The sequence below is a fragment of the bacterium genome (genome assembly GCA_030647555.1).
Taxonomy (GTDB): Bacteria; Patescibacteriota; Andersenbacteria; order UBA10190; family CAIZMI01; genus CAIZMI01.
On the sequence record JAUSJG010000024.1, the window covers coordinates 1 to 14,903 of the forward strand.

Sequence of the window (14,903 nt, forward strand, 5' to 3'; positions counted from 1 at the left end):
CAACCCTGGTTACTTGTTTGTGATAAAATTAAACAATGCTTAAAAAATACGCGTGGTTAATTACAGTGATTGTTGTGTTTGTATTAATTATTATTTTGGTCCGACTGAAAGAAGATACCTGGGTTTGCCAAGATGGTAAATGGGAGAAACATGGAAAACCGACATCGCCCGCTCCAACCTATTTTTGTGATAAGTAAATTTTTATTTGCGGGCGATAATTTTCAATTATCAATTCCCAATTTTCAATTAATTATCAATGATTCAATTATCAACCAACTACGTCGCACTTTGATAATTTAAGAATTGAAAATTAATTGATAATTGGTCATTGAAAATTGATAATTAAATTCCTCTGCTTTACGAAAATTCCCGCTTGCGCGGGAATTTCATTATCAAGAAAAAATTTCTACTGTACCCGTTCCACATATTCTCCGTTACGCGTATCTAAACGCACGACGTCACCTTCTTTGATAAACAATGGCACTTGAATTTTTACTCCGCCTTCAATGATGGCTTCTTTCATAATATTTGATGCGCTATCACCGCGCAGACCCGGGGCGGCTTCAATGATTTTTACTTCAATTTTAATCGGTAATTTCACAGAAACCGGACTGCCTTCAAAAATCATTACCTCCACTTCCATACCTTCGTGTAAAAATTTCGCGACATCGCCAATTTGATCCGCGGTCAAAGCATATTGCTCATAAGTTTCCTGATTCATAAAAGAAAATTCCTTGCCGGTTACATAAAGCACTTGGGCTTTAGTGCGGGCAATATCCGCCTCTTCAATAGAATCACCTTGTTTATAGGTTTTGTTGACCACTTGGCCGGTTCGCAAATTACGCGCTTTCGTACGCATCACCGGACGGCGTTGCGCCTTCTTCATAAAATCCGCTTCTAAAACAATCCATGGATCACCGTTTTCCGCAAAAGTCGCCCCCGTCCGCATATCGTTCATTGTTAACATCAAAGTATTTAGTGAAGATTATTTGAAGATAGTACCAGTACTCACATAATTTATGCAAGACAAATACAATAAACCTCCAAAATTTTCAATTATCAATTCCCAATTTTCAAACGACGTCGTCGTTTGAAAATTGGAGTTTGAACATTATTTGAAAATTGGTCATTGAAACTTGAAAATTACTTAAACAATGATTTTATCTAATGTTCTTCTGCCTAACTTTTACACACCACTTCCGCCCATCTTAGCCGCGCCAACAGATACGTCACGATCGATTCCGCGCCACAATTTATATTCACTCGATCCTCTTGAATACCATCGTATACAGCGCCGTTATCCTTAAGCATCGTACGGCCAATGATGTTATTGCCTTCATACCAGGTTAACCAATTTTCGGCAGATTCTTTGTAATGTTCATGACCAGTGACTTTATATGCCTCCAAACATGCCAAGACCATTGCCGCCGCATCGACCGGCTGTTGATCAAATAATGCTTTTTGTTTGCCTTTGCCGTGCCAACCCATATTCCCAATCAAGGATGGATGCCCGTTGTGTTCCATTACGACAAGCAAAAAACCTAACGCGTCCAAGGCGACAGTCTTTGCTTCCTCGGCAAGGATTGGGTCTGTTTTTAACAACGCTTGCGAAGCCCTAAGTAAAGCAAGAGGAATAGCACCATTACTATAACTCATATCTTTTTCAAACCAACGCCAATCACTCGTCCTTTCTTTCTTGAATTGTTCTATTGCCATTCCTACAAGCTTTTTCATCACATCATAACGTTCAGGAATTCTTTCGTGAGCCAAAGAAGAAATAATTCCCAAAATCACAAAACAATTTGATCTAACATGTTCCAGATTAATCATGAAACCACAAGCTTTCATAAAAATTGCGTCCGCATCACTTCTTTGTTTTTCCGTGATGCCGTTTTTCATCGTATCGCCCAGGGCCCATATTGTTCGACCATAAGAATCCTCCGAACCATTTTTATCAAGCGGTGTTCCTTCCGCCGAATCAAAATTATGAAAACTGCCATCGGCTTCCTGATTGTGGGAAATATACTTCAAATACACTTCCGCCAATTGTTCCAAGTCCCGAGGATCCGTTTCTGTTTTATTTAATTCCGGAAAAAGTTGATTTGCCTTATTTACCACGATTAACGCCCGAGCAATATCATCAATTGAATAGCCCATCGCAAGGTCGGGTTCACTGCCTTTAGTGTGCTGCCAAATTCCCTTTTCTGTTGTGAGCAACCTTAGATAAGAGAGATTTGGAGCGGTGCAGAGATCAAACTGTGACTTGGCCATAACTTTCCGACGTATCTTTTTCTTCCGACTCAATGCCATGCTCCGCGAGCACGCGTCTGAATAAATCCGCGTACCGACTGGCAACGTGATGCCATGTCATTTTACGACTATAAATATAAATCGCCTCTTCCAAATCCCGCTTTTTTTGAGGGTTATCAAGAATTTCATTCAGCGCATTGGCAATCGCCACATCATCACCGAAAGGCACCAGAATACCGCGACCTTTGCGCAAAAGAGATCTCGCGTATCTAAACCGTGTTGAAATAATCGCTTTTCCAAAAGCGGCAGCATACGCCACCGTACCCGAAACATATTGTTCCGGATTAAGCTGTGGCGCCAAATAAATATTGGTTGCTCGTAAAAACAGAGTTAGCTGGTTCAATGTCAAATACTGATTCACAAATTTTACATTTTCCGCCAATCCGTGTTTTTTAACTATCTTTTGCAATTCCCGACGATAACGCTCACCGGCTTCTCTGCGCACCACAGGGTGTGTGGCACCAACAATCAAATAAATTACCTCCGGATGACGATGAACGACGTCGCGTAATGCATTCAAAACATGCTCAATTCCCTTACCCGGACTCAAAAATCCAAAGGTCATCAATACTTCTCGCCCCTCAAGACCAAACACGCGTTTAAAATAATCACTGCCGTGAAATGGCACATCCGGCGCGCCGTGATGAATGAAGGCCATTTTTTCGCGCGGAATACCATAAATCGGCTCTAAAATTCGACGTGAATTTCGTGCCATCAAAACAATCCGATCACTCCTTTGAGCAATTTCTTGGATAGCTTTCAATTGAAGCTCGTTTGGATTTTTTAGTACCGTGTGCATTGTCGTCACGACCGGTTTTTTCAACGCACGCAAAAAATCCAGCACCATACTGCCATCCCAATTGTCTTTAGCGGACTCCGTACCGTAAATACCAAATTCGTGTTGCAATGAAACTAGCGCGATATCACTGTTGTTAATATATTCTGCCGCCCTTAAGTAAGATTCTTTATCATGTTGTTCAATAATAAATTTTACTTCTTTCGAATATGGTTTTGTTTGATTAAGATTAGAGTCGCTAACGGCGACAATTGTTGGTCGCGCGAAAACACCAAGCGTGTTAATAGCCTGAGAAAGATCATACGTAAAAGTCGCAATACCACACTCCCGTGGCGGATAAGTGGTGACATAAGCGATACGCTTACCACGTGGCATTGGACGCACCAATGAAATACCCGATAGCGTCTTCCTTTTAAGAGACTGTTCCATGCGATAAATAAACTATGCCACAACAACCGCGCGCTCACAAGCACGGTAAGAGAGTTTACTCGAAATAGGAGACCAAGATCCTATCATATTCTGAAGTTAATTCTCCCGCGTCAATCAAACCCAAATCCGTCATTAATTTCATTGCTTGATCCAACTTACCAACCAATTCCTTTTTTTCCGTAATTGATGAAAACTCGATGATGATATTGCTGTTTGAAATTAATCTTTGCGCACGACGACAATCGCCATAAGCATCCATAGCGTTACGATAATTCCCTTTCTCGTAAAAACTCCGGGCAATTTTTTGATTTTCTTCTATTGAATCAACAAGCAACTTTTGTCCAAACAGAATTACACCAACCAAACTTTCTTCAGCCAAGTAACTATCAATTTTTATTTGTGTTTGGCTAACTTCTACGGCTAAATCGTCCACAACCATTTTTAAAACCGCATCAGGTACAGGGGCGTCTTCGGGAATAAGACTGGCAACAATTTTTTCCTCAGCCCCCTCAAGAAAATTGTCCCCCAAACTTAAAGACTCGGTACCACTGACCACATTTTCATTAAATTCGGCCTGTATCGCATCCGCACTAGCCAACATTGTTCTCAAAATTCCATCAGTAAGCTTAATCGGTCTTCCACCGCGCATATAATCCCGACCCACAATCTCGGCAGCAAATACTAAATCATTCTGCCAGCTATTTAACAACTTTTGGGCTATTTCATTCGTTATCGTCCCCTGTGAATTTAAAAATTGCAGTTCAGCGACCCGCTCGGCCGCGCTTTCCAAAAATACTTCCGCTCGAAAAGAGCCAATCCCGAAAGTAAAAACATTCTTTTGCACCCATTCATCAAAATTGTCAAGAAAATAAAAAGGACTTGTCGGCAGAACACCGGCATCGATGGTTAAGATTGGCGAACCAATTATTGTTGTTACGGCCACACCTGTTTGCGCAAAAGCTTGCGAACAAGAAAACAAAACCAGCAACAAAAACATTATCGGCAAAAATAACGTCTTTATTGTTTTTCTCATCAAATACATTTTTGTTTTATTTAGCTAATTCTACCACACACCAATAATACTATCCCAAATTAAAAGTACCGGAAATTATTGCGTCAGCGATTACTTTACCCCACCCCTCCATACGATCTCGAAGTTCCGGAAGTTCAACGGGCGTTAAAAATTTACACTGATCATATTCATCATTATTGGGTGCCAGACTCACTTTGTCCGCCCGAACAAGAACCTTATAAATTAAACCCAAATGAACGCGATCAAGCGCCGTTTCTTCGTACATCACAATTCCTGTCGGCACAGGCTTCGGAGAAACTTGAAAAGACAACTCTTCGGAAAATTCACGCAAAATCTCATTATTAAAATACTGTTGATCACCAAAACAATCAGTTGGCTCTAAGTGTCCACCGGCCGCCAGACCGATTTTATTATTATGGCGCGTCTCTTTAAATTCTCCATTCACACTTTGACGCTCTTTCCGCCAGAGTCCCAAAATACGACTGCCATCGGAAACCACCCCATATACTATTGCCTGCAAAATCGTTTCGTCGTCTTCAACATCTTCTCGGGAAAGAAATTTCCCATTTTCACTGAAACACTTCGTGGCTTTACTGAAATAATCAGCGTTTACGGAAAACCCCTTAGGAATATTGCCCCCAAACACTTCTTCTAATTCCTTCCGCTTAATACATAGAACCAGTTTTTTTGACATAGAAGTATCTTAGTACATAATCAAGTCTCATAAAAGTGAAAATTTGAAATTTACAATTTTTAATTTGAAATCAATTTGAAAGATACAAATTTGAAATATCTATTACCGAGTTTTCAAATTAAAATATTAAGTTATTTCAAATTGATTAAAAATTTCAAATTTCAAATTAAAAATTTGTAGCCCCAGTTGCCACCCTCAATCTTTCCTCATACCTAATATTCGGTTCTATCGTCATCAATACGGCCACTCCCGCTTTCAGCAATTCTTCATTCACCATTTTTCCGTCCACCCAAACATACGCCAGCGTTCTTCCGTATTTATCGAATTCTTCCACGTCTTTTTCCAAAATTACTTTTTTTCCTAATACTAATTGCTGATTAAATTTTCGTGCCTCTATGGCTGTAATATTATAATCTGCTGTTTTCTTGTTTTCACCCGACCCTAACTCCGGAGTATCGATTCCGATATAACGCACATGTCGTCCATCTTGCAGAATAATCGTATCACCATCAATTACGTATGTTGCTAAGACTTCCTCAAAATTATTTCCTACTGCTTCCGCGCTTGGCGCAGGAGTAGTTTTTTCTTTTTGAGCAACTGGTTGGTAAATTTGGGGTTGTAATGAATTCGCCCAAACCAAACAAACAGCCAAAAACACCGCAACGACCATCACGACTAACCAATACTGATACTTACGCATAATTTATTTATTTAAGTGAGGCGATAACTTTTTTCAGTGATCCGCGTGCCAACCCAACAACTTTATCCGCCCCACCGTAATACATTAACAATTCGTCGCCACGCAACACTAGACCTTCCGGAAAAACAACACGCGGCACAATTCCTTCTTTTTCATATTTCTCCACCGGTTCAAAGGAGGGTTCAAAACTCCGACCCAAAACGCGCGATAGGTCTTTAAAATCCAAAAGCAAAAAACCCGCGCGGTAAACATTGTGGTGATCCGATCCATGATACAACACCAACCAACCTACATCTGTTTTTATCGGTGGCGCGCCGGTACCAATCCGGCGTTCATCCCAAAGCCCCGGTCGCGTATGTGTCACTTTTTCGTGCCCGTCCCAATCAACCAAATCATCCGAATAGGCCACCCAAATATCCGGTGGCAAGCGATGCAAAATCGCAAACTTGCCATTTACTTTCTCCGGAAAAAGAACGGCGTCTTTATTATCCATCTCCGGCAAAATCACCCCATGCCTCGAAAAACTTTTAAAATCTTTAGTTACCGCCAGCGAAACACGTACCCGCCACGGCTGATCCGGACCAAGCCATGGAGGCAATGGTTCGCCAATCTTATATTTGGATGCCGCGGTGTAGGTCATATAAAATTGCCCGTCCACACAAGATAAACGAGGGTCTTCAACACCTTTTTCTTCAAACTCATTATTTTCATCAGATTCAAAAATTGGTTCCGTTGATCGATAATCGATGTGTTCACCGTTTTTTGTCCGAGCATAACCAAACCTACTAATGCCATCTTTGCCAATTGCGCGATAAACAAGATGAATTATCCCGTCTTTATCTTCGGCCGCCGCAGGATTAAACACCGCTTCCGACTCCCACCAAAGATCCGTGGGCTTTAAAATTGGATTTGAATTGGCACGCGTAAACAGGTCCGTCGCCTTCGACGAAAACGACTTAAATAAAATTCGCGCTGACCCAGTTTTTTTATCTGTTTTAAAGTTCGTAGTTTCTTCCATTTACATCTTCAGGATGCCACAAAAATAGTATTCTGAAAAACACGACATTACTACCTTGCTGTTACACAAACTTGACAAATAAATGTGCCTAGTGTATAAGAACTCCTTAATATATTTTTATTAAACCATCGGCATGAAAACATTACAGATGAAGAAATTGGAACAAAGCAAGAATCTACTTATTAGTGGGGCGTTTTCCATTATTTTGGCGTTATTTGCCTTTGGAGCAAAAGCAAATAACTGCACGGAAAACGTACTAAGCATCGAAAATGTTCTCAATGGGGTGCAAAACAATCAAATAAGCATTTCCTTAACACCGAACCTCGGCGAAAACACTGCTACTGCGGTAATCTCGAATCGTGCTTGTGGCACAATACCGGTTAGTCTTTCCTCTTATACGATGATTGAGCCATACACTACGCGTGTTTCAACACAAGTATTCTTTGCCGGATCGGCATTAACAAACGTCCTTCCGGGCGAAACAAAATCACTTACAGTTGCGATAGCGAATTGTGCCACGCAAGTTGATTTCTGGTACGGACAATTTCCAACCCATTTACAGGATAATCATTCTTACGCCGATGTGTACCTTGCGGCTATTTTGCCCCGATCTGGCAACTGGTGTCCCGTCGCTACTCCAACACCGACGCCAACACCCGTTCCCGCGGCCAAACAATGTGCCAACGGTATCGATGACGATGGTGACGGAAAAATAGATGTTGCTGATTCAAGTTGTCATACCGATTTCAATCCGGCCAACCCTGGGAGTTATGATCCAACTATCAACGACGAAGGTCGTGGTGGTAATGGCACTTGTAACGATTCCCGTGATAATAACGGCAATGGTTTAATTGATGGTGCTGACCCAATTTGTCACACGGATGGCAACGTGGGTAACCCAAATTCATACGATGGAAATCGTAATGAAACAGGAACAACCGTAACTCCAACTTCTACTCCTACTCCAACTTCTACTCCTACTCCAGCAAACAACGTTACAACAGTTACCGATCAAAAAATTACGGTTGTTGTCGCTGCGGATTCTTCCAAGAATGCAAAAGATAATATCGAATTTTCGAAAACTGATGATCGCGAAACGGTTAAACAAGGAGAAACTTTAACCTACAAACTCCGTGTTCGAAACAACAGGGACAACGACATTACAAATGTAAAAATTGTTGATCGCTTACCAAGCTACCTCATTCCATTTGCCACACAACCAACCGCACGCGCCGACGCAAAAAGCAGAACCATTACTTGGGACAACCAAACAATTTCCGCTAATTCCGAAGTAACATTCTCATTACGTGTAAGAGTCGACTTGGATGCCCCGAACGGCTATTTGATTCAAAATTCCGCCATTGTTAACGGTGACGGGATAAGAGGTAACGCGACCGATGCCACATTGATTCAAGGTATCGCCCCGCAAATTGCCAGCGCTTCAATCGCCCCAATCACGGCCGTACCGGTCACAGCCAAAACGGGATTACCTTTTGATACATTTTCAATGTTACTCTCGTTGTCTGGAAGTCTAGCTACAGCCGGAACGCTAATAACAAAACGCTTTATCTAAACGTCAGATTCAAAAAAAAGCACCGTCCGACAAAGGCGGTGCTTTTGTGTTATGGAGAAAGAGAAATGACTTTTTTTTCACATATAATAAACTCCAAATATGGCTTCATTGACATTTATTTGGTTTTGGTGTAGAATAACCCCTTATGTTTTCTACATCAGCAACCCTAATTCACGAAGAAAGAGGGCCGGTAGTCTCGGCAAACCTTTTTTTGACGATCTTGCCCATCATTCTTTTTGTGGCGTTTATTGCCGGTGCCACCACCTTTTTGTTTGGTCAAGACCCGCCCGCCACGACGAACGAAAGACACGCAAAACTCCCGGTTGCGGGCGATCGCTTTATCACCGGCAGTCAGTTGAAAGCGGTAGCCGGCATACCATTAGTCGCTTATGCCGCAAAACCGACTAATCCTCTCACAGCGGTCAGAACCGCTGAAGATGGTAATTGGGTGAGAATTCCCGCTCTGAAAGTAAACGTTCCCGTGTCTGAAGCCATGTCCATGCAAGACAAAGACGTTCTGAATACGCTCGCCACCGGTGTTGCCATGTATCCCAACGGCGTTCATCCCGGGGAAAACGGCAATGTGTTTATCGCGGGCCACAGTACCGGCGAACCATGGAAGGGGCCGTACCGTTTTGCATTTATGAATATTAACAAACTTAAACCTGACGATACAATTCTCATCGATTATAACGGCAATCGTTACACTTACGTGATTACCGACTCGCGCATAATTAATCCCCAGGATACGCGTTTCATCGAATCAACAGGATCCGCGCCCACTCTTTCCCTAATGGCCTGCTGGCCACTTTGGACCGCAAAAAATAGAATGATCATCGAATCGAAACTTGTGACAATTAACCCATTAATTATTATTAAATAATAATATGACAATTATTCAAAAAACTTTAACCGGCCTTTTTGTACTTATGTTGCTTTTTGATACTGCACCTGCTTTTGCGCAAAGCCCGGATCCATTTGGCAATCGCGCCCAGGCCGATACTTCTATTTCCTATAGCCCCCCGGCTATTTATGTGACAAAAATAAACCTAGAGCCAATATCCGCTACCAATGAAATTAAAGGGAAGTTTATGGTATGGAACAACGACAAAGAAACGATCGGCGGACTGCTTTATCGCATCGACTTACTTGATCCGCTTCCGGAACCCGATCCCAACACCGGCAGTGTGGAAGATAATTCAGCACTTTATGACCGTTTTGTTTCAAGCGACCAATTTTCGCTTTCGCCAAACGAACGAAAAGAAATCGCTTTCTCCTACAATCCGCCGGCATTACCGGAAGGAAAATATCGCATTCAAATTACCGCCACCAATTCCCGTGGTCGCGATATGGGCTGGTGGAACGAGGACGTTTCTCTGTCCAGTCAAAAAACGGGTTTTATTAAATTAGTTACGGGTCCATTGCTTTCGCCGGAATATCCTGACCGAAAATTCCCCTCACAAGCCGGACCAAATATTACGCCCGGAAAGTATATCAATCTAAATGTTTCCGCGCTAAATAATTTCGAAACGCCGGCAAATATTATTCCTGTCCTCTATATTTATGAGTTCGATATCGCGCGCGGTCTATTTGATAAAATTAAAATTCCTGCGGTAAAAATTCCTGCCGGCGATGCAAAAAATATCAGCTTTCCTTTACAAGTTGCATCCAAACCAGGTGTTTATTACGGCCTCCTGACACTTGAAGATTTCACTTCGAATCAAAAAGTATCTAATCTCGCCGAATACCGCTGGGTGGTAAAAGGCGAACACGCGGAAGTAATTTCGATGCGAATAATTAAAAACGCGACAAAAAAAGACCAAGAAATGATGGTGCGTGTCGATTTGGTAGGATCAGCCGATGCTTTTACAAAAACAAAAGTTGATCTGAATGTTGCCATCAAAGACAGCGATGGAATTGTCGGCAACATCGACGTCAAAAGCGCGGAACTGACGGATGGCGTCGCCACGACGCAAGGCCCAATTAAACTAACGCGCGATCTTAAGAATAACTCTGAAATTATTGCGACCATCAAAGATCAAAAAGGAAATCAAATTGATCAATATATTATTCCATTGACTGAAAATTCGACTCCCACAATACCACCAAAGTCTTACAAATCAATACAGATCGGGGTCGCAATAATTCTATTGGCTGGAGCGGGATTATATGGCATAAAAAACATTTTCAAGAAAATAAAAAAGATGTAATAAATATTTTAAATCGAGTTGACATAAATATCTAATTGTTGTCTGACATAAACATACCATTGACAAAAATAACCATATAAACTATGTTTATCCGTTAACTAATAATTATCTATATGACCGATTTAATCAAAGGACGGTTGCAAAAAACAGTACTGGTCGCAGGAATATTGCTTTTTGTAATCGGACTCGTCTCGTTTAACATTAATAACGCGAATGCCGCCGGTAGCGGTAATGGCATTGAAGTGCTTTCCCCTGTTACCGCAGGTGCTGTGCGTAGCAATTTTTGGAATTTTGTTGGTAACGCCCAACCGGTAGTACAAGTTTTTGTAAACCAACCGACGCATAACGCGCCGGCCGGCACTTACGAAAAGACCAATGTTCCCTACGCTTATCGCGTGGACTGGATCGCTTGCGCCAACAAATTTGCCGTCGCGCGTGCGATTGTCCGTTATGACAAAAATGGTGGCCGTCAATCGACATTACAAGGCGAAAACAGTAATTGGCAGGTACTCGAAGACAATGTGATCAATGATGTAAATTGTGGTGGTTACGCTTGTATTGCAACACGCAGTTTCTCGGGCAACTATAATCTCTCCGGGTTAGACGCAAGCGCCTGTAATACTACGATCCAATTCGTCGTCAAATGGAATTGGTCCGAATGCGGATTACGCGGCGACTACACACCGACCAGTTCTGTCGATGCCGGTGATGCCCTCATCGCGAAAGGTCAAGCGCACGCGGTCAACGTTTGGGTGAACTTTGTTTGCCCAACGCCAACGCCTGTCCCGACGCCTACACCTACGCCAACGCCGGTTCCTACACCTACTCCAACACCTACACCAACACCTACGCCTACGCCTACACCAACACCTACGCCTACGCCTACGCCTACGCCTACGCCTACGCCTACGCCGGTTCCTCCAACCCCAACTCCTACGCCGGTCCCACCGACACCAATGCCACAAAACAATGTGCAAGTGGTAACGGAACAAAAGATCGTTGTCGTTGTCGCTGATACGAAGAAAGAAAATAAGAACAATATTGAGCTTTCCAAGACGGATAATCGCGAAACGATTAAGCAAGGTGAAACTTCGACCTACAAAATCTCGGTGCGTAACAATCGCGATTCCGATATCACAAATGCTAAAATTGTTGACCGACTTCCATCTTATCTGATTCCCTTGTCCACAAAACCAAATGCTTCCACGAACGAATCAAATCGTACCATCACTTGGGACCACCAAACGATTTCCGCAAACTCTGAAGTAACCTACGCGGTAAAAGTCCGAGTCGCGCTCGACGCTCCAAAAGGTTACCTTCTGCAAAACGTCGTTATCATCAATGGCGATGGCATTCGCGCCACTGCGGTTGACACAACCCTCATTGAGGGAATTGTGCCCCAAATCGCCGCCGCGACGATTACGGCGCCAATACCGGTACCGGTCAGTGCGAAAACAGGACTACCGTTCGACACAATTTCAATGCTTCTTTCCTTCTCCGGTTCAGTCGCAACAGCGGGAACACTGATCACGAAGAAACTGATTAAGTAATTCGTCGTCTTTGCGAGGCCTTTCATGGCCGAAGCAATCTCCCGTTTCAAAGAACAACCCCGCGTAAATCGGGGTTGTTTTAGTTTATGATAATTTATACTTCCTTTACGCTAATTTTTAATTTGAAATTTGAAATTTTTAATCAATTTGAAATATCGTAATAGCTTAATTTTAAAAACGCGGAATTATTTCAAATTTATTTATTAAAAATTGATTTCAAATTACAAATTTTAAATTTCAAATTAAAACCATATAAATACCTTGCCGATCCTTTACTACTATTTTTACTACCAGAAACAAAGCGGGGAATGTCTATTTTGCCCGTTTCCATTGACACGCCGTGAAAGAAATCCTTGCCATATCCTGTACTACCTATAGAATTAAGCGCATCGTTCTTTCATTGGCGCAAATAATATTCGAATTACCGACAAAACTATTTGGGGGCGGGCTGTTGCTGGAAAAGAGATAATTAGAAACAAAGCAAGAACATCTATTTTTTAGACAGAGTGTTTTGTGTTCTAAGGGACCTCAACTTCAACAATAACCCCCGTTGCTGTACGAATTTGCGATGGTAGCTGGAGGGCTTGCGGAAAAAGATATTTTTGCGAGGGTAAATTGCTCTTTTGAGTTATATAGGCACATAAAGTCAAGGACGCTTGGCTTTTTGTGCTGTTCGTTCTATCTCATATTTTTACCAAATCGCGAACGGCTTGAGCAATTGTTTCTGAATCAATTCCGACTTTTTTTATTAAGTCTTGATAACTGCCTGATTCGCCAAATTGGCGTAATCCTAAACGGCGCAGTTTTCCGACATTGTTTTCCGCCATAACTTCCGCTACCGCCGAACCAAGACCTCCGTTAACACTATGATCCTCCACTGTCACGACACGGCCGGTTTTTCGCGCGGATATTAAAAGTGTCATTTCGTCCAGTGGTTTGATTGTTGGTACCGCGATCACTTCCGCATCAATGTTTTCTTTCGCCAAATTTGCGACGGCCACTAACACTTCTGCAACTTGCGGACCCGTGGCCACAATAGAAACATCTTTCCCTTCCTTTAACACATTCGCTTTTCCAATCACAAACTCGGCATCAGTTTTTGTAACCTGCGCCGTAGGTTCACGATACAAACGCAAATAGACCGGCCCCGGATAATTTATCGCCACCACCAAGGCTTTCTTTGCTTCGTTGTAATCGGAAGGATTAATAATCGTCATATTCGGCAACGCCCGCATATAAGCGATATCCTCCAGCGCGTGCGCCGACCCGCCGTCTGGCGCGTTGCTAACTCCTCCATGAGAGCCAACTATTATGACGTGCAAGCCACTTGAAAAAGATGAACTGCTATCTTCAGGGCCTGCCCCGCGCTGCGCCCTTCCGTAGCCTTGCGCGGAGGAGGGAAGCTTTAGTGAAGTGGGGTTCTGACAAATTTGCAAACGAATGTGATCAAATGCCCGAGTAAGAAAAACTGCGAATGAACCCGCAACCGGAATGTACCCACCCAATGCTAACCCGGCCGCCACGCCGGCCATATTTGCCTCTGCCACACCAGTATCAATAAAACGGTCAGGAAACTCTTCCATAATTTTTCCCATCTTCAAACTTTCTCCAAGATCTGCTGTAAGCGCAAAAATGCGCTCGTCTTTTTTCATTATTTCGTAAAGTGCCTCACCAAAAGCTTGTCGTGTAGAAAGAAGTTCCATAAAAATTATTTATCCATTAGTTCATTTTTTGCTTGCTCATACTGTTTTTCCGTTATTTTTCCGGCGTGCCAACTCGGATTGTTTTCCATAAACGACACACCTTTACCGCGCACTGTGTTTGCAATTATCGCAACCGAACGTCTATCGTCCTTTACATCCTCTACTTCCTTTAATGCTGACAAGATTTCGTCAAAATCATGCCCATTAATTTCCAGAACCCGCCAACCAAAAGCGCGATATTTTTCCGCCAGTGGATCAAGACTTGGCATTACCTTGTTTGTCGCACCATCAATTTGCATCCCGTTTTTATCAATAATCGCAATTAAGTTATTTAGTTTTAATTTAGGCGCCAACATGATCGCCTCCCATGTTGATCCCTCCTCTTGCTCTCCATCACTCATCATGACATAGACTTTTTGGCCAGTATTCTTGAGGCGTGCGGCCTGCGCCAAACCAATCCCGACGGATAATCCTTGACCTAAACTGCCGGAACTAATTTCAATTCCGGGCAAAGAACCACGGTGCGGATGCCCCTGTGCACCGGCACCAAGTTGTCGTAATTTTCCTAATTCTGTTTCCGCAAAATATCCAGCTTTCGCCAAAATAGCATAAAGCGCCGGGGCCGCATGGCCATTACTCATCAAAAAATAGTCGCGTTCATTCCAGTCCGGCCTTGCTGAATCATATTTTAAAATCCCGCCGAAATAGAGTGCGGTAAGAATATCCATCGTGGAAAAAGTCGAGCCCGGATGACCAGATCCTGCTTTATAAAGCATTTCCAGTGCACTCAAACGCAACTCTCTGGAAACTTCAGCTAATTCAGCTGCGCTTTTGTCTTTTTGTGGTTCCATGATGTTGTTATCATAGCTCATTCAGTGCATCCCCGT

General features: G+C 42.7%; 14 protein-coding genes. 5 read left to right on the forward strand and 9 right to left on the reverse strand.

Features of this window, described 5'->3' with window-relative positions; all coding sequences use genetic code 11:
• Positions 1-35: 35 nt before the first annotated feature.
• On the forward strand, positions 36-197 hold the full coding sequence (locus Q7S57_04765; GenBank protein ID MDO8512561.1) for a hypothetical protein: 162 nt from the start codon (positions 36-38) through the stop codon (positions 195-197).
• 209 nt (positions 198-406) lie between these two features.
• Here the strand turns inward: Q7S57_04765 and efp are convergent, their stop codons facing one another.
• The 7 genes from efp to Q7S57_04800 all read right to left on the reverse strand — a co-directional run bounded on the left by efp (position 407) and on the right by Q7S57_04800 (position 6,980).
• The gene (efp, locus tag Q7S57_04770) at positions 407-958 is read right to left on the reverse strand and encodes an elongation factor P (protein ID MDO8512562.1); all 552 of its coding nucleotides are present in this window, start codon (positions 956-958) and stop codon (positions 407-409) included.
• Positions 959-1,179: 221 nt separating this feature from the next.
• Complete coding sequence (locus Q7S57_04775; protein ID MDO8512563.1) at positions 1,180-2,271, reverse strand: hypothetical protein; 1,092 nt, start codon at positions 2,269-2,271, stop codon at positions 1,180-1,182.
• On the reverse strand, positions 2,252-3,535 hold the full coding sequence (locus tag Q7S57_04780; GenBank protein MDO8512564.1) for a glycosyltransferase family 4 protein: 1,284 nt from the start codon (positions 3,533-3,535) through the stop codon (positions 2,252-2,254). The genes Q7S57_04775 and Q7S57_04780 overlap by 20 nt, the downstream gene beginning before the upstream one ends.
• Before the next feature lie 55 nt (positions 3,536-3,590).
• Positions 3,591-4,568 (reverse strand): hypothetical protein, encoded by a 978-nt coding sequence (locus Q7S57_04785; protein ID MDO8512565.1) that lies wholly within the window; start codon positions 4,566-4,568, stop codon positions 3,591-3,593.
• 49 nt (positions 4,569-4,617) lie between these two features.
• Positions 4,618-5,262, reverse strand: a complete 645-nt coding sequence (locus tag Q7S57_04790) for a hypothetical protein (protein MDO8512566.1) — start codon at positions 5,260-5,262, stop codon at positions 4,618-4,620.
• A gap of 166 nt (positions 5,263-5,428) precedes the next feature.
• The gene (locus Q7S57_04795; protein ID MDO8512567.1) at positions 5,429-5,962 is read right to left on the reverse strand and encodes a thermonuclease family protein; all 534 of its coding nucleotides are present in this window, start codon (positions 5,960-5,962) and stop codon (positions 5,429-5,431) included.
• A 7-nt stretch (positions 5,963-5,969) separates the two neighbouring features.
• A complete protein-coding gene (locus tag Q7S57_04800) occupies positions 5,970-6,980 on the reverse strand; it encodes a glycosidase (protein ID MDO8512568.1) in 1,011 nt (336 codons plus the stop codon).
• Between the two features lie 133 nt (positions 6,981-7,113).
• On the opposite strand from Q7S57_04800, the gene Q7S57_04805 reads away from it, so the two are divergent.
• From Q7S57_04805 to Q7S57_04820, 4 genes are all read left to right on the forward strand, one after another.
• Entirely contained in the window at positions 7,114-8,553 is a 1,440-nt protein-coding gene (locus Q7S57_04805) for a hypothetical protein (protein MDO8512569.1), read from the forward strand.
• Positions 8,554-8,698: 145 nt separating this feature from the next.
• A complete protein-coding gene (locus tag Q7S57_04810; GenBank protein ID MDO8512570.1) occupies positions 8,699-9,436 on the forward strand; it encodes a class E sortase in 738 nt (245 codons plus the stop codon).
• Positions 9,437-9,440: 4 nt separating this feature from the next.
• A complete protein-coding gene (locus Q7S57_04815) occupies positions 9,441-10,763 on the forward strand; it encodes a hypothetical protein (protein MDO8512571.1) in 1,323 nt (440 codons plus the stop codon).
• Positions 10,764-10,876: 113 nt separating this feature from the next.
• Positions 10,877-12,313, forward strand: a complete 1,437-nt coding sequence (locus Q7S57_04820) for a hypothetical protein (protein ID MDO8512572.1) — start codon at positions 10,877-10,879, stop codon at positions 12,311-12,313.
• A 683-nt stretch (positions 12,314-12,996) separates the two neighbouring features.
• On the opposite strand, the gene Q7S57_04825 is transcribed toward Q7S57_04820, so the two are convergent.
• Together Q7S57_04825 and Q7S57_04830 are read right to left on the reverse strand one after the other, a co-directional pair.
• Positions 12,997-14,016 (reverse strand): transketolase C-terminal domain-containing protein, encoded by a 1,020-nt coding sequence (locus Q7S57_04825; protein MDO8512573.1) that lies wholly within the window; start codon positions 14,014-14,016, stop codon positions 12,997-12,999.
• A 5-nt stretch (positions 14,017-14,021) separates the two neighbouring features.
• Positions 14,022-14,888, reverse strand: coding sequence for a transketolase (locus Q7S57_04830; GenBank protein ID MDO8512574.1), 867 nt, complete (start codon positions 14,886-14,888; stop codon positions 14,022-14,024).
• Positions 14,889-14,903 lie beyond the last annotated feature (15 nt).

Coding starts and splice junctions, on each gene's coding strand:
- Q7S57_04825 (MDO8512573.1), bottom strand. CDS start 14,016: ATGGAACTTCTTTCTACACGACAAGCTTTTGGTGAGGCACTTTACGAA.
- Q7S57_04765 (MDO8512561.1), top strand. CDS start 36: ATGCTTAAAAAATACGCGTGGTTAATTACAGTGATTGTTGTGTTTGTA.
- Q7S57_04785 (MDO8512565.1), bottom strand. CDS start 4,568: ATGAGAAAAACAATAAAGACGTTATTTTTGCCGATAATGTTTTTGTTG.
- Q7S57_04775 (MDO8512563.1), bottom strand. CDS start 2,271: ATGGCCAAGTCACAGTTTGATCTCTGCACCGCTCCAAATCTCTCTTAT.
- Q7S57_04815 (MDO8512571.1), top strand. CDS start 9,441: ATGACAATTATTCAAAAAACTTTAACCGGCCTTTTTGTACTTATGTTG.
- Q7S57_04820 (MDO8512572.1), top strand. CDS start 10,877: ATGACCGATTTAATCAAAGGACGGTTGCAAAAAACAGTACTGGTCGCA.
- Q7S57_04810 (MDO8512570.1), top strand. CDS start 8,699: ATGTTTTCTACATCAGCAACCCTAATTCACGAAGAAAGAGGGCCGGTA.
- Q7S57_04805 (MDO8512569.1), top strand. CDS start 7,114: ATGAAAACATTACAGATGAAGAAATTGGAACAAAGCAAGAATCTACTT.
- Q7S57_04790 (MDO8512566.1), bottom strand. CDS start 5,262: ATGTCAAAAAAACTGGTTCTATGTATTAAGCGGAAGGAATTAGAAGAA.
- Q7S57_04800 (MDO8512568.1), bottom strand. CDS start 6,980: ATGGAAGAAACTACGAACTTTAAAACAGATAAAAAAACTGGGTCAGCG.
- Q7S57_04830 (MDO8512574.1), bottom strand. CDS start 14,888: ATGAGCTATGATAACAACATCATGGAACCACAAAAAGACAAAAGCGCA.
- Q7S57_04795 (MDO8512567.1), bottom strand. CDS start 5,962: ATGCGTAAGTATCAGTATTGGTTAGTCGTGATGGTCGTTGCGGTGTTT.
- efp (MDO8512562.1), bottom strand. CDS start 958: ATGAACGATATGCGGACGGGGGCGACTTTTGCGGAAAACGGTGATCCA.
- Q7S57_04780 (MDO8512564.1), bottom strand. CDS start 3,535: ATGGAACAGTCTCTTAAAAGGAAGACGCTATCGGGTATTTCATTGGTG.